The sequence below is a fragment of the Acidovorax sp. SRB_24 genome (assembly GCF_012931925.1).
On the sequence record NZ_MWOM01000037.1, the window covers coordinates 20,551 to 39,131 of the forward strand.

At 54.2% G+C, this 18,581-nt stretch carries 16 protein-coding genes and 1 tRNA gene; 9 read left to right on the plus strand and 8 right to left on the minus strand.

Annotated elements, in window-relative coordinates; genetic code table 11:
- Positions 1–10 precede the first annotated feature (10 nt).
- Positions 11–1,348, minus strand: a complete 1,338-nt coding sequence (locus B2J89_RS13440) for a hypothetical protein (protein WP_169169598.1) — start codon at positions 1,346–1,348, stop codon at positions 11–13.
- An 89-nt stretch (positions 1,349–1,437) separates the two neighbouring features.
- Between B2J89_RS13440 and B2J89_RS13445 the strand changes: the two genes are divergently transcribed.
- A complete protein-coding gene (locus B2J89_RS13445) occupies positions 1,438–1,809 on the plus strand; it encodes a helix-turn-helix domain-containing protein (RefSeq protein ID WP_169169599.1) in 372 nt (123 codons plus the stop codon).
- Here B2J89_RS13445 and B2J89_RS13450 read toward each other — a convergent pair.
- The 3 genes from B2J89_RS13450 to B2J89_RS13460 form a co-directional block, all read right to left on the minus strand.
- The gene (locus tag B2J89_RS13450) at positions 1,806–2,558 is read right to left on the minus strand and encodes a hypothetical protein (RefSeq protein WP_240965020.1); all 753 of its coding nucleotides are present in this window, start codon (positions 2,556–2,558) and stop codon (positions 1,806–1,808) included. The genes B2J89_RS13445 and B2J89_RS13450 overlap by 4 nt on opposite strands.
- Position 2,559: 1 nt before the next feature.
- Positions 2,560–2,952 carry a type I restriction endonuclease subunit M gene (locus B2J89_RS13455; RefSeq protein ID WP_205763826.1) on the minus strand — a complete coding sequence of 131 codons (393 nt, stop codon included), beginning with the start codon at positions 2,950–2,952 and terminating at the stop codon, positions 2,560–2,562.
- A gap of 142 nt (positions 2,953–3,094) precedes the next feature.
- Complete coding sequence (locus tag B2J89_RS13460) at positions 3,095–3,865, minus strand: hypothetical protein (RefSeq protein WP_169169600.1); 771 nt, start codon at positions 3,863–3,865, stop codon at positions 3,095–3,097.
- Positions 3,866–4,554: 689 nt separating this feature from the next.
- On the opposite strand from B2J89_RS13460, the gene hsdR reads away from it, so the two are divergent.
- The 8 genes from hsdR to B2J89_RS13505 all read left to right on the plus strand — a co-directional run bounded on the left by hsdR (position 4,555) and on the right by B2J89_RS13505 (position 14,668).
- Positions 4,555–6,969: an EcoAI/FtnUII family type I restriction enzme subunit R gene (hsdR, locus tag B2J89_RS13470; RefSeq protein ID WP_169169602.1), complete on the plus strand. Its 2,415-nt coding sequence runs from the start codon at positions 4,555–4,557 to the stop codon at positions 6,967–6,969.
- 7 nt (positions 6,970–6,976) lie between these two features.
- Complete coding sequence (locus tag B2J89_RS13475; protein WP_169169603.1) at positions 6,977–7,996, plus strand: restriction endonuclease; 1,020 nt, start codon at positions 6,977–6,979, stop codon at positions 7,994–7,996.
- A gap of 9 nt (positions 7,997–8,005) precedes the next feature.
- On the plus strand, positions 8,006–9,535 hold the full coding sequence (locus B2J89_RS13480) for a class I SAM-dependent DNA methyltransferase (protein WP_169169604.1): 1,530 nt from the start codon (positions 8,006–8,008) through the stop codon (positions 9,533–9,535).
- Positions 9,532–10,677, plus strand: coding sequence for a restriction endonuclease subunit S (locus B2J89_RS13485; RefSeq protein ID WP_169169605.1), 1,146 nt, complete (start codon positions 9,532–9,534; stop codon positions 10,675–10,677). Before B2J89_RS13480 ends, B2J89_RS13485 begins: the two co-directional genes overlap by 4 nt.
- A 10-nt stretch (positions 10,678–10,687) precedes the next feature.
- Positions 10,688–12,154: a GNAT family N-acetyltransferase gene (locus B2J89_RS13490; RefSeq protein WP_169169606.1), complete on the plus strand. Its 1,467-nt coding sequence runs from the start codon at positions 10,688–10,690 to the stop codon at positions 12,152–12,154.
- The gene (locus B2J89_RS13495; protein WP_169169607.1) at positions 12,120–12,572 is read left to right on the plus strand and encodes a hypothetical protein; all 453 of its coding nucleotides are present in this window, start codon (positions 12,120–12,122) and stop codon (positions 12,570–12,572) included. The genes B2J89_RS13490 and B2J89_RS13495 overlap by 35 nt, the downstream gene beginning before the upstream one ends.
- A gap of 8 nt (positions 12,573–12,580) precedes the next feature.
- On the plus strand, positions 12,581–13,111 hold the full coding sequence (locus B2J89_RS13500; RefSeq protein WP_169169608.1) for an ATP-binding protein: 531 nt from the start codon (positions 12,581–12,583) through the stop codon (positions 13,109–13,111).
- Between the two features lie 555 nt (positions 13,112–13,666).
- The gene (locus B2J89_RS13505; RefSeq protein WP_169169609.1) at positions 13,667–14,668 is read left to right on the plus strand and encodes a site-specific integrase; all 1,002 of its coding nucleotides are present in this window, start codon (positions 13,667–13,669) and stop codon (positions 14,666–14,668) included.
- Between the two features lie 8 nt (positions 14,669–14,676).
- Here B2J89_RS13505 and B2J89_RS13510 read toward each other — a convergent pair whose 3' ends face one another.
- The 4 genes from B2J89_RS13510 to serS form a co-directional block, all read right to left on the minus strand.
- Positions 14,677–15,729 carry a hypothetical protein gene (locus B2J89_RS13510; protein WP_205763827.1) on the minus strand — a complete coding sequence of 351 codons (1,053 nt, stop codon included), beginning with the start codon at positions 15,727–15,729 and terminating at the stop codon, positions 14,677–14,679.
- A 26-nt stretch (positions 15,730–15,755) separates the two neighbouring features.
- Positions 15,756–17,012, minus strand: a complete 1,257-nt coding sequence (locus B2J89_RS13515) for a hypothetical protein (RefSeq protein WP_169169611.1) — start codon at positions 17,010–17,012, stop codon at positions 15,756–15,758.
- A gap of 222 nt (positions 17,013–17,234) precedes the next feature.
- Positions 17,235–17,324, minus strand: a tRNA-Ser gene (locus tag B2J89_RS13520).
- 32 nt (positions 17,325–17,356) lie between these two features.
- The coding region (serS, locus tag B2J89_RS13525) for a serine--tRNA ligase (RefSeq protein ID WP_169169612.1) at positions 17,357–18,581 on the minus strand (1,225 nt) is incomplete at its 5' end.

The window sequence follows — 18,581 nt, forward strand, 5'->3', positions numbered from 1 at the left end:
CGGATGCGGCTCATTGCACGGTGATAGTCTTGCGCGCGGGCGTGCAGGTTCCCTCGTTTGGCTCTTCGCGCGGATCAAAAAGCACGGAACGCGCTTCAAGCCGGTATGTGGGTCCCATGGCATAGCCATCGTCGTAGGAGACATAGCCACCCCACGGTGCAGTTTTTGCATCAAAGCTATGGCCGGTATACGGGTGCTTCTTGCGCATCTGTGCGCTCAACTCGGCCAAGTCGTCCTTGTTCTTGATCTGGAATTCCTTGGAAATCTCCTTGATCTTGGGGCGTCCATCCCGAGAGAACCGAACTTCGACATAGGTCGGCCCTAATGCGGTCCTGATCTGCAGCTTGAAATACTTGCCACTAGTCACACAGACCGCTTGCCGGTTCTCTTTGAAGAACGTCACCAGATCGGCTTTGGGGCGTAACGGCCCCATGATGAGGAAGTCGCAAAGCTTGCGCGCCTTGTCCATCCAAACCGGCTGGTTGGCCTTCTCACAGGTTTGCATTCCTTGTCGAATTCCATCTTCGTAGGCCTTGCGATGACTGCTCGGAATTTGCTCCATGGGATCGGGCGGAGCCCAGTTCAGATTCGCGGCCACAGCCCCCAGGTCCTGCTCCACACATACGCCATCGACGCACATGTCCGGTGTGATAGGCACTGGCGCACGGTTTTGACGGGCCTTTTCATCTGCGCGCAATTTGGTTTGAGCAGCTTCGTACTCCGTGGCTGCAGGATCGACCGAGCGCTGTGCTATTGGGACTTGCCTGCGGGTCTGCGCAGCAGAGTCGGGCACTGGCGCTGGAATTGCTGCAGAACGTTGCAACTTGGATAGCGCCGACTCGCCTACATTGGCGAGCTTTCCGTTGGCGGCCGATGAGATCGCCGCTCCTGCATTGCGTTGATGCGATGCAACTGCCGAGGTATCGGCGGTCCCAGTCATCGCAACCCGAACCGAGCAATCGCGTAAACGCTGGTCGCCATTGGCAGAAAAAATGGTGGCAGGCCCGGATAGCGCAGAGTCCTTCCACTCAAGCATGACCACGTTGCGCCATTTTCCGGAGTTACGTTGACCCGGATTCCAGCGCCCCTCCAACGTGAAGCTCACTCTCCGGTCACGCAAGGTACTTGATCCGACTTCGGTGATACGTGGATCGGGCCGCTCCCAAGTCACGGTTTGACCGGTGACGTTGATATTGATCGGCTGTTTCCAAGCGCCTTGTTGGGGATTGGTTATTAAGGGGCCGCATTCGAGTGTGCCGGTGTAGGCGCCGTCACGAATCTGCGCAGAAGCCGCGCCGCATAACAAGGCGAGGCAACTCCACGCCATGCTCCTAATTTTTGCTTTCATCTCCACCCTCTCTTTTGAAGTTTCAAGTCTCTCACAATGCAGAATTAACTCCGTCGTATTTAAGTCGTCATTGAGGCATTTTTGCCTCAATGGAATTCACCCCAACCACCACCAAGAAGAAGGTCGCCGCCGACCGTCATCCTCTTGCCGTGGCATTCGGTGAATACCTGAAAAACGTGCGCAAGAACAGCGACAAGTCCCAGGCTGAACTGGCCTTCGACGCATCCATGGATCGCACCTACATCTCGCTGCTGGAGCGTGGCTTGTCGGCGCCTACGCTGCTGGTGCTGGACTCGCTGGCGAAGTCGCTCGGCATGACCATGACCGACTTGATGGCTGGCTTCGAGGCCCAACTGCCAAAGAACCTTCGGCGCACGTCTGTGAGGCGCCGGATCAATGAGGCATCCCTGGACAAGACCGGGGATCGGCCGCAAGGAACACGCCGGTCACCGTTGCGTTAATCCGGCAAGCGTCGGATACGCACGGCCGCCAACAACCGAACCTCTTCGGCAGACCATTCCGCCGCCTCGTAGAGCCAGATCACGGGCTTGCGCTTGGTCTCGCCGGTGGAGTTCAGAGCTTTCGGCTTGGTACTCCGGCTTGAAGCTCTGGGGGCATGCAGCCGCATCCGCGCATTGGCCACGTTGAACGATGGCTCGCCAGCCGATGGATCGAGCAAAAGAATCGTGTCGGGCAAATGCACCTTGCCAACCACCGCACCTTCAACACCGACCGCCAGGGCCCAGTGCTTAGTTCTGCTGTGTTTCACCGACGCGAATGCCAGGGCCACTAGATCGCCGCCGCGCATGAGCCATTCCAGGGCGCGACCATCCGCGTCATCTTGTACGCCGTACTTGGCTGTCAACGCCAGCGGCAGGTTCAGGCCATCCACCAGTTCCACCCACTCTTCGGGGTGGACGCCTGCAAAGTAGGTGTGCTGAAACGCCTGCCAGACCAGCGCGGATATGCCTGATTTTCTGTGGCTCATCTCGTGCAAGGCCGACGGTTTTGCGAGATCGTGGATTGCCAAAATCATCGCCGCGATATGTACCCCGCAGGCTCCGTCAAGGTCAGATTGCTGCATGAAAAACCGCACCGGCTGTTGGCGCTTGGTCTGCACGGTCAGCGCGTGCCCTGTTTGCAATCCCGGATACACACGCTGGAACCGATATGAAACTGCCGGGCGATTCAATGAGATCGCCTTGGACATTTCAATACTCATCTGGACGCAAAAGCGTGGTGACACTGCGATCGGCTTGCGTGATGATCCAAAGGGTGGGCAGTGCACTGCGCTTGTCGGGTGGCGTCGCAGCCAGCCGCGCAGCATCCACCAGCCGGTAGCAACTCAGAATCCGCAAACGGCGGGTGACGGCGAAGTCGTTTTCTGCGCGGTCTTCGTCGCAAAGATCGCCCCAGTCGCCATGCAGGTGCCGCGAAATCAATGCTGCAGCGCTGAAGCCGGTTTCTTGAAGTAGCTCCAACGCTCCGGGAGTGGCCACGATCTGCCCCGGTGTGAACTTGGCGCGGCTGGAATAGATGGTGGTGGTGGTGGTCGGTGTGGAGGGAGCCGGACTTGATGTGGATTCGGGTGTAGTAGTGGTCATAGAAACCTCCATTGGTAGGGAACGAAACAAACGGCGAAAACAAACGGGCGTGCGTATTCCTCCGCAAACAGGTACCGGATAGAAAACGCGGGTCAGAGAAATCAGTGCGGCTGCAGAACGGCAGCCGCCGAGAGACGAAGCCTCAGCGAGAGACTGGTAACGAAACTTGCGCTTGGCAGAGCGCAATCAACAGGTCAGTGTCCGAGTCGTAGGGCTGCTCGATCCATTCAGAAAACTGGTCAGTGGCCGACAGCCAGCCGCTGAGCAGCGGCGGCATTGCCCCATCGCTACCGATGCCATCTAGAACGCCCCATGTGTGCAACCGACGCGATGCCACGGCATCTCGAACGGCGTCCACCGGCATCTCGCACAACAGCGCCAGCACGTCGCAGCCATGAGTGGCATCACGCAATGGGACGACCGGCAAGATCGCACGGCCAAAGCGCCGGATGGTGCACGACCACAGCAGCCACTGGAACTCGAACGGCGTGAGATTCAGCAGCCGCGCCAGCGTGTCCAGATTCGTGCCGATGGACGACGGCGTTGGCGATGATGAGGGGGCCAAATTTGCCATGCGAGCGGCCAGCTTCACCGGCTCCGATGGAACCGACAGATCGCATGGATGACCGTCTCCGTCCACCATCAAAAAAGCAGGCAGGTCACCATCAAAAATGGGCTGCTTTGCATACCCAAGTTCGCGCCAGCATCGCTGCTCCATCTGCCGACTTTCTCGGATCAGTTCCTGGCCATCCAACCACCCAGGTAGCAGGGCCCCAATCCGATGCAGCAGGCGGCCCATTTGGTGGCGTCTGAAGGCTGCATTACCGGCGGCAAAGGCTGGCCCGTTTTGACCGCAAGGGTCAAGCGTGGGCGCATTCCTTCTCGCGCTGCTTGGTGACAGGTCCTTGGTCATGGGTTACTCCGGGGAGGAAGTACACCAGTTTGTCCAATCGGCAGGTTGTTGGGGCAGGCTTTCAGCGGCCCAAATCAGGGCCACGGTCAGCCATTCAATCCCCACTGAGACCGGGACTGTGAAGGGCGCAAAGCGGGTGTAGAGAGGTGATCGAGAGGCCGCTGAACAAGAACGTCCAGAGGCGACATTCGCAGTGCTCAGCAGGGGCCGTAATCGTCGAGAAATCGACAAAATACTGGCGAAAAAGCACTGCAAACTGTCAAAAATCTTGTTTTATGCAAAATGACTGCATATTTCATTAATTATATACCAAAATGCATATAACAAAACCAACTTGATGCAAAATAGCGCATATACCGGCGATTTTGGCGTCAATTAGACGCTGTGGAGCTTCTTTTCTGATCTCCCGACCAATGGTGCAGCAGAAATTTCGCGTCGCAATCCCTCGGTAAATTGCTTATTTTTCGAGCAATTTCACCACATGGAAAACCGCTTCCATCGGTCTCGGTCAGCATCGTAGTCGTCCACAATCAGTGGTTGCGTTCAAATCTGCGACGACCCCCCATGGCAAACAAGAAATCCGAGCTTTACTCTTCGCTATGGTCATCGTGTGATGAACTGCGCGGCGGCATGGATATCACCGCTGCAAGGCGACGATATACAAAAATAGAAGATCAACAAGGGACGACATGACGGTCAACAGCCAGCCCAATCCGTTCGAGTTCAGCGAAGCCGATACCTGCCGCGAGTACGTGACACCAGCCATTCAAGCGGCTGGTTGGGGTGATACCCCTTTTGAGATTGCCGAACAGCGCAGCTTTACCGACGGTCGCATTGTGCTCACAGGCCGTACCGCCAAGCGGCGTGAAGGCAAACGTGCCGACTACCTCCTCCGCTACCGCCGTGACCTGACATTGGCCGTCGTTGAAGCCAAGCCGTACAAATCAACCGCTGGAGACGGTTTGCAGCAGGCCAAAGACTATGCCGAAATCCTCGGACTCAAGTTTGCCTATGCCACCAATGGCCGGGAAATCATTGAATTCGACTTTTTGACTGGCATCGAGCAAAAGATAGACCGCTACCCCACGCCGGAAGAACTTTGGCACCGCCAAACCGTAGGCACACCGCTGACCAGCGCGGTTGCAGTCAAGACCATGCTCCAGTCGCTGAACCACAGCACGGGCAAGCCGCCACGGTACTACCAAGAAATTGCCATCAACCGGACGGTCAGCGCGATTCTTTCAGGGCAAAAGCGCATCTTGCTCACGATGGCGACTGGCACAGGCAAAACGCCCACTGCCTTTCACATCGTCTGGAAGCTGTGGACTTCGGGCTGGAACAAAGATGCTGACCCCACGCGCAAGACGCGGGTGCTGTTTTTGGCCGACCGCAACATCTTGGTGGACGACCCGAAAGACAAAACGTTTGCCATCTTTGGTGATGCCCGCTGGAAGATCGAGGGCGGCGAAGCAGTCAAAGGCCGTGAAATCTACTTCTCGACCTATCAGGCGATTGCCGAAGATGAACGCCGCCCCGGCCTGTACAAAGAGTATTCGCCAGACTACTTCGACCTCATCATCATCGACGAGTGCCACCGTGGCTCCAGCCGTGCCGATTCAACCTGGCGCGAGATACTGGAATGGTTTGAGCCAGCCTTTCAGCTTGGGCTTACGGCTACCCCGTTGCGCGAAGAATCGCGTGATACCTATGCCTACTTCGGTCAGCCGCTGTACGAATACTCGCTCAAGCAGGGTATTGAAGACGGCTTCTTGGCACCATACAGAGTGCATCGTGTCATCACCACCTTTGATGCTGCGGGTTGGCGACCCACACGCGGCCAGCTTGACCGCTATGGCAACGAGATACCGGACGAGGAATACCACACCAAAGACTTTGAGCGACTGGTCAGCTTGAAGGCGCGCACCGAAGCCGTGGCGCAGCACTTGACGGATTACCTCAAGCGTACCGACCGCTTCGCCAAGACCATTGTGTTTTGCGTCGATCAGGAACACGCCGATGAAATGCGCCGTGCCTTGTCCAACCTGAATGCTGACTTGGTGACGCAGAACCCCAACTACGTGTGCCGCGTGACTGCTGCTGAGGGCGATATTGGCCGTGGCCACCTGTCACGGTTTCAGGACTTGGAAACCAACCAGTCCACGCCAACGATTTTGACCTCATCACAGATGCTGACCACTGGTGTGGATGCACCCACGGTCAAGAATGTGGTGCTGGTGCGCGTCATTGGCTCCATGAGCGAGTTCAAGCAGATCATCGGGCGCGGTACACGGGTGCGTGAGGACTACAACAAGTTATTCTTCGACATCCTCGATTACACCGGGTCAGCCACCAGAATGTTTGCCGATCCCGACTTTGACGGTCATGCCGCCCAAGTTATGAAAGAAGCTGCCAACGACACGGGGCAAGTGGTTGAGCCTGAGCATGTGGTCGAGTTTGACCAGCAGCAAAATGAAGAAGACCCACCTGTCGAACCCGGTCAGCCGCAAGGCGTGATCGAACAGGATCTGGGTGAACGGCGGAAGTTCTACGTTGACGGTGGCAGTGTTGAAATTGCCGCCCACCTTGTGTACGAACTGGATGCCGATGGCAACAACCTGCGCATGGTGCAATTCTCGGACTACACCGCTGAAAAAGTGCGCGTGCTGTACCGCTCGCCCGAAGATTTGGCAAACCACTGGAAAGACCCTGCCACACGAGAAGGCCTGATTGCGCAACTGGCAGACCGTGGCATTGACCTTGCCCAACTGGTGGAACAGACCAACCAGCCGGATGCCGATTTGCTGGACTTGCTGTGCCATGTTGCTTTTAACGCCCCGCTACTCACGCGCCGCCAACGTGCAGAAAAGCTGCGACGTGAAAAGTCAAACTTTTTTGACCGATACGGCGATGAGGCACGGCAGATTTTGGACGAGTTACTGGACAGGTACACCGAAAACGGCACCGACCAACTACGCCTGCCTGACGCGCTGCGAATTTCTCCGATTTCAGACCACGGCAATGCAATGGAAATTGCGGCCAAATTTGGTGGGCCTGAACAACTACGCATGGCCGTAACACAGATGCAAGCCACCCTTTACACATAGGCTACCGATGGAACAAGATACCACTCTCTGGGGCATTCATGCTGGTAAGACAGGCGATGCTGAATCACTTTTTATTGACAACAAAATAATCGCGCTAGGCTGGGCTGAGGTTGGTGATCTAGCTAGCATTCCGAAGACACGGGAAGCATTCAAATCACACTACCTATCAAAATTACCTCATACGAAACCCGCAGCACTCCCCGGCTCGGCTGGACAGCTATTCCGATTTGTTAATGAGATGAAAGTCGGTGATCTGGTTGCATTCCCAGCAAAGCACACAAAGACTATTCATTTAGGGGAAATCATTGGGGAGTATCAGTACAGCCCCGGAAAATCGAAGGGCTATCCCAACCAACGTGCAGTAAAATGGTTGAAAGAACTGCCTCGGACGCATTTTTCACAAGGCGCACTTTACGAAATCGGCTCTGCCTTATCGCTTTTCACTGTTAAGACCTACTCAGAAGAGTTCTTCGCTGCAATTGAGTCTAAGAGTGTCCCGACCCCCATTCCTGCATCTGAAGACAAGACGGTTGCAGATGTAAAACACGATGTTGAGGAGTCCACTAGCGACTTCATTCTCAAGATTCTGGCGCAGGAAACAAAGGGACATCCATTCGCCGATTTTGTTGGAAACCTTTTGCAGACCATGGGATACCGAACTCGCGTTTCACCTCCCGGTGTGGATGGTGGCATTGACATAGTGGCACACAGGGATGAACTTGGCTTTGAGCCACCCATCATAAAAGTTCAAGTGAAAAGTTCGGTTGGGAGTATCGGCGATCCAGTTATCTCCCAACTTTATGGAAAGGTCGCTCAATCTGAGTTCGGGCTATTTGTCACTTTAGGCACTTTCACAAGTCAGGCAGTCCAATTCGCTCGCGCCAAACACAACCTGCGGCTGATTGATGGTGATGCACTGGTGCAATTGATCCTTGAACACTATGAACAACTCGATTCCAAGTACAAAGGGCTGATCCCTTTACGTCGTATGTACATCCCTGAGACAGCAGGCTCTGACCAAGAATAAGAAAAATTGATGGCCACCAAGAAGACTACCCAACCGCAAACCACCGCCCAGCAACTCGGCTCCATCATCAAGTCCGCACGCGACATCATGCGCAAAGACAAGGGGCTGAACGGCGATGGTGACCGCCTGCCCATGCTCACATGGATGATGTTCCTGAAATTTCTGGACGACCATGAGCAAGTGCGTGAGGCCGAAAGCCAACTGGCTGGCGAAAAGTTCAAACCGGCCATTGAAGCGCCCTACCGCTGGCGCGACTGGGGTGCCACCAAAGAAGGTTTGACTGGCGACATACTGATTGCCTTCATCAACCAAGATGAAGCCATGCGCCCGGACGGCTCACGCGGCCCCGGTTTGTTCAAGTACATGCGTGAACTGCAAGGCACCAAGTCGCATGACAGGCGCGACACCATTGCCGCCGTGTTTCGCGGAATGGTCAACCGCATGATTAACGGCTACCTGCTGCGGGACGTGCTGACCAAGCTCGATGGGATTCACTTCAACGCCAGCGAAGAACTGGAAGTGCTTGGCCGCACCTATGAAACCCTGCTGCGCGAAATGCGTGATGCGGCTGGGGATGCTGGTGAGTTCTACACCCCGCGCCCCGTGGTTCGCCTGATGGTTGAACTGATCAACCCGCAGTTGGGTGAAGTGGTGCTTGATCCAGCCTGTGGCACTGGTGGCTTTTTGGTGGAGAGCTACACCCACCTTGCCAAGCAAGCCACCTCAGTGCAAAAGCGCAAACAGCTTCAACAAAGCAGCATCCAAGGCTGCGAAGCGAAGCCACTGCCCTTCCTGCTGGTGAACATGAACTTGCTGCTGCACGGCTTGGAATCACCCGACATCGACCCCGGCAATGCGTTGCGTTTTCCCCTCAAGGAAATTGGCGACCGCGAACGGGTGGATGTGATTCTGTCAAACCCACCATTCGGCGGCGAAGAAGAACGCGGCATCCTGGGCAACTTCCCAGACGACAAGCAAACCGCAGAAACGGCCTTGCTATTTCTGCAACTCATCATGCGCAAGTTGCGCAGGCAACCTGCTGGCCGTGCCGCAGTCGTGGTGCCCAACGGAACCCTGTTTGCAGACGGCATCTGTGGCCGCATCAAGCAGGAACTGCTGACCGAGTTCAACCTGCACACCATCGTGCGCCTGCCAAATGGGGTGTTCGCGCCGTACACCAACATCCCAGCCAACCTGCTTTTCTTCGACCGCAGTGGCCCCACCAAAGATGTATGGTTTTACGAACAACCATTGCCCGAAGGCCGCAAGAACTACACCAAGACCCAGCCGCTCCAGTACGAAGAATTTGGCGGGCTGCTGGCATGGTGGAACAAGCGCGAAGTGAATGCACAGGCATGGAAGATTCCGGCGGCTGAGATTCTTGCCAATGGCTGCAACCTTGACCGGAAGAACCCAACTGCCAAGGAAGACATCACACACCTGCCGCCTGAACAGCTTGTCGCCAGCATATTGGATAAAGAGCGGCAAATCATTGCGATCATGGAGCAAGTTCAGGCATTGCTGAAGGAGCCTGTATGAAGGGCAGATGGCGCAGGCACAAGCTGGCCGACTTGCTCATCCGCTCTGGTGAGGCTGCACAGCCTGCCGCTGACACTGAATATAAAGAGGTCACCATTCGCCTCTGGGGAAAAGGTGTCATTGAGCGCGGTCGAATCATCGGCGCTGCAGTAAATGGGCGTCGATTTATTGCTCGGAAAAATCAGTTCATTGCTTCACGTATTGATGCCAGAAATGGCGCGATGGGAGTAGTTCCAGAATTTTTGGATGGGGCACTTGTCACGAACGACTTTCCTTTGTTTGAGGTGAATCAAGAACTGCTACAGCCCCAATATATGGAATGGCTATGCCGTACTCCAGCCTTCGTTGATTTATGTGCTCGTGCGAGCGAGGGAACAACTAACCGTGTTCGTCTGAAAGAAGATGAATTCCTTCAGCTTGAAATTCAAATTCCCGGCACTGAGGAACAGAAAAAAATCGTTGCTCGAATTAACACTGTGCAACGGCAATTGCAGACAATCGAGAAACTGCGCTCGACTATCGACCGTGACATTGCGAGCTTGCTTGCTGTTCGGTTTCAGGAAACCATGAAGCTAGCGGCATTGTTGCCGTTGCGTGAAGTTGCGCCGCTTGTCAGGCGCAATGTCCAACTTGAGGCGAACCAGAAATACAAAGAACTGGGCGCTCGGTCTTTTGGTAAAGGCTTGTTTGTCAAACCTGACTTTGATGCTGATGCCGCAACATGGGAAAAGCCGGTTTGGATAAAAGCGGGCGACATTGTTTTCAGCAACATCAAAGCGTGGGAGGGAGCCATTGGTGTGGCTAGGCCAGAGCATGATGGATATATTGCTTCCCATCGCTATCTCACAGCAGTGGTGAAACCGGAACTCGCTCTCCCTGAGTATTTGCTGTACTACTTGCTTTCCGAAACAGGACTTACCGCAGTCAATGAGGCATCACCCGGTACCGCTGACCGGAACAGGACAACTAAACAATCAGCATTGGAGGCTATCCGCGTACCAGTGCCTTCAATCGCTACTCAGAAGCAATTTGTGAAGTTGAAGCAAGCACTCGAACGGGCTGCTGAAGTTCGTACGAAACAAATGGTGAATCTAGAGGCAATGCTTCCTGCACTGTGCAATCAAGTGCTGTCTCAGAAATAGTCAGTCGGACATGAGCCAACGCCTTCGCTTTCTTCTCGACACGAACATCCTGATCCCGCTTCAGGATTCGTATCAAGTCCTTGAGAACAATCTTGCGAACTTCGTCAGGCTTGCGAATATTGGTGGGCACCAACTCCTATATCACCCGGCAACCATTGCAGACTTTGAACGTGACACGGATGCCCAAAGGCGATCACGGAATCTTCAGCGAATTCGCCAATACCCTGCTCTTGATAACCCTGCGACTTGTCCCTGGAATACGGCATCCACCGGGCCTAACGACGTCTGCGATAACGAGATACTTTATGCACTTGCATGTGATGCGGCACATGCGCTTGTCACTGAAGATCGCGGCATCCACACTAAAGCAAGGGCGAAAGGTCTCAATGATCGGGTTTATACAATTCAGACAGCCGAAGACTGGTTGCGGCGTTTGCATGAACCAAGGAAAGTCGCTCTTCCCAATATTCAAGATGCCCCGCTTCACAGTTTGACGCCTCAACTGTCAGCGCCTTTTTTTGATAGTCTTCGCGAAGGTTATAACGAGTTTGATGATTGGTTTCGCAGAAAAGCCCGAGAAAATCGTATGGCATGGGTCTACCGTGATGAGACGGACGTTCTAGCTGCAATTTGCATATATGCAACCCAATCAAATGAGGCCATAAACGATAGTGGAGAACACCTTTCCGGCACTGCACTCAAACTCTGTACGTTTAAGGTTGGTGATAGTGTTCGCGGTAGAAAAATTGGCGAATTATTTCTGAAGGCGGCATTCCGTTACGCATCGGATAACGCCTGCGAACACTTATTCATTCATGCTAATGCTGAGCGGCATGATTATCTGATTCGGTTACTTCAAGAGTTTGGCTTTGAGGAGCGTGGTTCATACGCTGGCGATCTTGTCTTGGTAAAGTCGCATCCAATTTCCCCCCCCGATGCATCTCTGTTTCCACCTTTGGAATACGCGCGGAGATACTTCCCTCATTTTCGATATGACTCAGCAGTTCAGAAATTCCTGATCCCTATTCAGCCTCATTTTCACGAAATACTATTCCCTGACTATCAACCAATTCAGCCTCGGCTTTTTGAATCTTCAAGCAATATTGGCAATGCAATCAAGCTGGCCTATTTATGTCACGCACAAACGAAGTCGATTAATGTTGGTGACTTAGTGCTTTTTTATCGAACTAACGATGAGAAATCTGTCACTTCAATTGGAGTGGTTGACCGATTTGAAGTAATCGACGATGCGGCACGAATTGCAATCCTAGTTAGCCGTCGCACCGTATACGACATCGAACAGATTGACGAAATGGCAAAGCGCCCCACCAAAGTAATCTTGTTTCGACTGGTGAAGCATCTACCCAAACCAGTCAGCTATGACCGCCTTCAACGTGAGCGCGTGGTCAGTGGCCCTATTCAATCAATCCGAAAAATTACTGATGAATCTTTTTCAAGAGTTCTCGCAGCAGCTTAAAGGTAGCGCGATTCTGCTATCTGTGAAGCCCAAGTTTGCCAATCTCATTGTTGATGGGAGCAAGCTGGTTGAGCTACGTCGAACGGTCCCTGCTCAAACCGTAGGCACAATCGCTATCTATTCGTCTTCACCTGTACAGGCGATTGTTGCCTTGGCAGATGTAAGAGAAACCATCGAGGCTAGCCCAACCAAACTGTGGGCAATTGCGAAAGACAACGGCGGCGGGCTGACGCGAGCCGAACTGATGGACTATTTTGAATCCAAGAAAACTGGTTTCGCATTCATGCTTGAGAATGTCCGTGTGTATGGCAAGCCTGTTCAACCAACGAAAATATTCAAAAACTTTTCAGCCCCCCAGTCTTTTAGATACATTACGCCAAAGGAATTGAAAAGGCTTGAACAACTCTTAGTCTCATAGGTAAAAAAATGAGTGTCATATTTTTGGCCGGTATCCATGGTGTTGGCAAAGGGTTTCTTGGGACACCTGTTGCCAGTTCAATGGGTATAGCCCATTTGACAGCCAGTCAACTTATCCGCAAAGAGAAGGGTCAAGCTACTTGGGGGATTGACAAGAAAACTTCTGATCTGGATGATAATCAACTGGCATTAATAAGGGCGATTAATCAAAGGCGCTTAGCCCATCCGAGAATATTGCTAGATGGTCACTTTGTCCTGCGTGACACTCAGGGTGTATTGATTTCACTGGCGACATCGGTATTTAAGGAGCTGCACCTGACTGGTGTGATTCTACTCACAGAGGCGGAAAGCGTCATCGCCAGAAGATTGGCTCTGCGAGATAAAGGGACGCCTGATGTTCAAGCCATTTCTGATTTGGCTGCAGCAGAGTTAACCCATGCGCAGGCTGTGTGTACTGAGCTTGATTTACCGCTTTTGAAAATCCACGCGCCCACTTTAGCGAGCCTGACTGAAGCTGTTACAAGACTGCTTAAGTCCTAGCGCAAACCCATGAGCTATGTGATCAATTGCACAAAAAAGCTGCTCGGACGCGTAAAGCCACCGACTATCGTTGCTAGTGGCGCGGAAGGCACGACATTGCTTGGAAAATGGTGCGCCACAGCCTTGTTCTGGAAGCCATAAGTTGCCCTACTGGCGCCAAAATCGCTACTACCCGTGCGATGTCATTGGCTCCAGCGATAGACATAGCAACGCAGTCTCCTGAACATCAAGCTGGTGTTTTTTTCATTCACCTTAGGATTTTTGAGCGTTTTCGCTCATTTATAACGCCGACTTTTCCTGAGATAATAGAAAAACATTTTGCTGCAATAGCGATGCGCGTCTTGCGCTGGTTCGGTTTTCTCTCCAATTCCCCATACTTTTTCATGCCCTTGGCCTGTGGATTTCACGCGTCTGTCAGCCCATGGGTGTATGGAATTTTTGCTCAACCCTCAAGGTAGCGTTAAGACGCAGTTATCGACTGCCAGATAACCACCAAAACGGCCCCTTTCGCGGGCCGTTTTTTATTGTTTTTCCAACCCGTCCATAGGACTCACCATGAAGAAAATTCGCAATCCGCAGGATGGCGCTGGCGCAGCTTTGTCTGCTCGCAGCACCACCACATCCAACCGCACACCGCAAACGCCTTCAGAGGGCGTTTTGAGCGGTTTTTCGGCCACTGCCGAGCAGTTCATAGCGGCCAGCCAGTCGGCGGCTACCAAGCGTGCGTACGCCTCCGATTTAAAGCATTTTTTTGCCAATGGCGGGAGCATTCCAGTCAGCCCGGCCGTTCTGGCCGAATACCTAGCCCGATGCGCGGAAAGGTTGTCCGTAGCCACCTTGGAGCGACGGGTGACCGCAATTCACAAAGCTCACCTCGGAAAGAACCTGGAATCCCCGGCCCGAAGCGAGACTGTGAAGCGCGTGATGCAGGGCATTCGACGAACGCTGGGCACCAAGCAGCGGCAAGTTCAGCCGATGGTCAAAGATGATCTGCTCGCGGCACTGGTGATGATTGAATGGCAGAAGATGCCAGTCAAAGCTGCGCGGGATCGTGCATTGCTGCTCGTTGGATTTGCGTCGGCCATGCGCAGGTCGGAGCTTGTGGCCGTGCGGGTTGAGCACTTGACGCACCTAGCCAATGGCGTGGAGATCTTCTTGCCATCCAGCAAGACTGACCAAGAAGCTCAGGGCCGCACAGTGTTTATTCCACAGGCCAATGGCGAGCGTTGTCCAGTGCGAGCCCTCGCGCATTGGCTGGAAGTTTCTGAAATCAATGAAGGGTTTGTGTTTCGTGCCGTCAGCCGCCACGACCGAGTTGCACGGCGTGGCCTGTCAGCGCAATCGGTGGCGCTGGTGATAAAAGCATCGGTAGCGCGCACAGGCGGTGACGCAAGCAAAGTCAGCGGTCACAGTTTGAGGGCCGGCTACTGCACGAGCGCTGCGGAAAAAGGTTTGCAGGCGTGGCAGATACGTGAGCAGACAGGGCACAAGTCTGACGTGACACTAGCGAAGTACATTCGTCCAGTAGCGAGAAGAAAAATCCCCAGTCTGCTTTGAGGGCCTAGTTAATCCTGCTCCATCGGGTTTCTAGCGTGCTCAATTGCTGCGCTTTCCAGCAACAAGTATGTCCGATCAATACCCCAATAGTCAAGCAAACATCCTAATAGAGCCCGCGCCTCATTAGATGCAGCGGTGTGATGTCTAAATACACGAGACGCGGATAGTTCTTCAAGCTCTCTTGCAACTTGGAATAAGTTGCTGAGCACGTCTCGACGACCAAAGTAGTCACCGAGAATTCCAGTTGGGATGGCATCAAGGCTGTGCTCAACTTTCGCACGAACCTGCCCAGCTATTGCGCGCCCCTGGTTCGCGTACTCCGAAACAAGACCTATCGAAAGATCGACGAGTCTTTTCATTCCGATTCGGCCCTTCGATCCATACGTAAAGCCCTCCGCTATTAACCTAGAACGCTCTGATGCCTCGACAAATGAGAGGTCACGAAGTTCATAGTCAACACCAATGGCAATGAATGACGCTACTAAATATAGGCACCGCAGAGCATTAGGTGCCTGAATCTTCCTGGTGGTTGCTTGATCTGCAAAAAAACGCCCATGGTTGAGCCAGTCTATGCACGTATCGAAGGATGGGCCGCGTGCGAGCAATGCCTTGCTTTCACGAATACGAGCCTTCCAATTGCCATCCAGCTTATTGAGGGGACTGCTACCTATGAGGTCGAGGAATTCCTCATCTGAAAGTCGCGTTTCAAGGTGAACATCCCTATTCTGAAGTTTTCCGAGAAATGTCCCATCTAAAACTAATACGTCAAGCTCACGGCCAAAGTCCTTAACCTCCACACGCTTGTCTGTTGTGGCAACAATTGCCCTATCCGCTCCCACTGCTTTTTGGAGCCCAGAACACCAAAAAATTCGTTCGATTGCTTGCGGGGTTTTCTTTGACTTTATGTCAACAATGGCGATTTCCCGAGAGACCGAAGACGCTCTCCCATAAAGCCAACAGTCGATATCTGTTACGTCAAATCCTTCATAAATGAATGGAACGCCGCGCACCACGAAGTACCCCGCCTTCATGAAGTACGCACGCAATGCTTCTTCCAGCATGGGGCCTTTAGTTAAGCTCATCGCCATTACCTCCCCGTGGTACGAAGTACTCTCAAAATATCATTAGTGGCTTGAGGCGAATGCTGCAACTGCTTCTTTCGTGCACGCTGTTGATTTTCCTCGGGGCCACGGTATCGTGTGACAGCCGCGCTGGGAAGCGCGTCTAGTGAATGTTCACTAGCGTCACCTTGTAGCAGCACCTGCAATGCCAACTCCCCAACCTCTTTTTTAAGAAGAGTCATCATTGGGCCCGATCTGCCGTTTTTGCGACCAGGTGCTACTTGCACTACTCCCTTAAGCTCAAGAATCTTGTAATCCTCAGCGATTGCTGGAACTGGTCCAATAGGCTCTCCCCTGATCAAAGTACGCAAGAGTGCCGATACGAGATCAATCTTCCCGCGTGAACTTGAACTCATCGTCATTCCATAGGTTATAGAACTGACGAACGCCTTGGCTAGATCGAACGCATCTTCCACCATCGAAGTACTATATTTTCGAAAAGCCGAAGGCAGCGTTACAAACCCTGTCTCCTCTCGTGAATTACTAACTACATTCAGATCAAAAAAACCTACCGCCATAACCTTGTCGAACAAGGGGCCGCCAAGCATTCTCTTTACGTCGGAAACCTCAAGGCATCCACGTTTTTGAAGGGCGGATGTCACTTCCGACAACATCCTCTGCTCACTGTCTGCGAGCGAGTCAAGAACCTTCTTAACCTTGGAAGGATCATCTCGCCTAAAAATGTTGCCATTAAATAGAAGGCGATCATCACCAGAAAGCGGTTCAGAATCCACAAAACCGATATCGGCCGCTTCCTCGATCACTTGCCTTGCCAGAGCCGCCGGAAGTTGCAACTGATCGCCAATATCAAGCGCCTCCCGCATGTTAATGGGTGCATTGGAAGCAGCCTCTGCAAGCTGGACAGAAGCCAATTCGCGCGGGGATGGATCGAGCGCATCGAAGATTTTGGCCGTGTGCAGCAACGTCGACTGGGTGGTGATACCCAGAACACTGATGCCGTTCGAGGACTGGTCGATTACATCGCGCTCCTTTAGAGTACGAAGTAGTTCGGGCAATTCAAACAACGTGTTGATGTTCGCTGCCGAAGCAAGGGCTTCCACTCGCTCCGAAGACAATACAGATTGTTTGTCTGCCGAGATCGCAGACAGAAGAATTCCTGCTTTGCCGGCCTTGAAAGTCCGCTCATAGCCTCGCTGACTATCCACGCGCTGAAGCCGCTGAGTATGATGAATGAGCCAAGAGCCCGTTGTCTTCTCGTCCACTTGCATTCCTCAAAAAAGCAACGCATAGAACATCTATGTCTGTTACTCAAGGATACACGAGCCGACAGAGGCCACTCCAAGGGCGAGACCGCCTCCGATCAAAGGGGGAGTCGGCGCACAAAGCCACTCAGTGTCGCACAACGCAACACATTTTGAAATGGGGGTAGAAAGTGGAGTAAAAAAGCGCCATGGGCTTGGAAGCCGCATGGCGCTTAGTGTTGTTGGCGGAGAGGGTGGGATTCGAACCCACGGTAGTGTTGCCACTACGCCTGATTTCGAGTCAGGTACATTCGACCACTCTGCCACCTCTCCTGTGTGTCGAAGCCTCAGATTCTAGCAGCAATTCAGGGCTGTAGAAATTCGACGCCGCCCATATAAGGCCGCAGCACTTCCGGCACCTCCACGCGGCCGTCTGCGCGCTGGTAGTTCTCCAGCACGGCCACCAGCGTGCGGCCCACCGCAAGGCCCGAGCCGTTGAGGGTGTGCACCAGTTCGTTCTTGCCCTGGGCGTTCTTGAAGCGGGCCTGCAGGCGGCGCGCCTGGAAGGCTTCGCAGTTGCTCACCGAGCTGATCTCGCGGTAATTGTTCTGGCCGGGCAGCCACACTTCCAGGTCGTAGGTCTTGGCAGCGCCAAAGCCCATGTCGCCGGTGCACAGGCTCATGACGCGGTACGGCAGGCCGAGCTTTTGCAGCACGGCCTCGGCGTGGCCGGTCATCTCTTCGAGCGCTTCGTAGCTTTGGTCGGGGTGCACGATCTGCACCATCTCGACCTTGTCGAACTGGTGCTGGCGGATCATGCCGCGCGTGTCGCGGCCGTAGCTGCCGGCCTCCGAGCGAAAGCATGGCGTGTGGGCCGTGAGCTTGATCGGCAGCTGGTCTTCGGCCACCACCACGTCGCGCACGAAGTTGGTCAGCGGCACTTCGCTGGTGGGGATCAGGTACAGCGCCGCGTTGTCGGGCACGGGCTCGCCGTCCTGGCCGCCCTTCTTGGCGGCGAACAGGTCGCCCTCGAACTTGGGCAGCTGGCCCGTGCCCTTGAGCGAATCGACGTTCACCGCATAGGGCACGTAGCACTCGGTGTAGCCGTGCTCCTGCGTCTGCAGGTCGAGCATGAACTGCGCCAGCGCCCGGTGCAGGCGCGCGATCGGGCCCTTCATGACCGTGAAGCGCGTGCCCGAGAGCTTGACGCCCATGTCGAAGTCCAGGCCCAGTGGCGTGCCCACATCGACGTGGTCCCGCGGCTCGAAGGCAAAGCTGGCGGGGGCACCCCAGCGGCGCACCTCGACGTTGCCGGCTTCGTCGGCGCCCACGGGCACGCTTTCGTGCGGCAGGTTGGGCACGGCCATGAGCATCGCCTGCAGCTCGGCCTGGATCTGCTCCAGGCGCGCGGCCGATTGCTCCAGCTCCGCCTTGGATGCCGCCACCTGGGCCTTGGCGGTTTCTGCGCCGTCCTTATCGCCCTTGCCCATCAGCATGCCGATCTGCTTGGACAGCTGGTTGCGTTGGGACTGCAGCTCCTCCGTGCGGGTCTGCAGCGTCTTGCGTTCGGATTCCAATGCCTGGAACGCT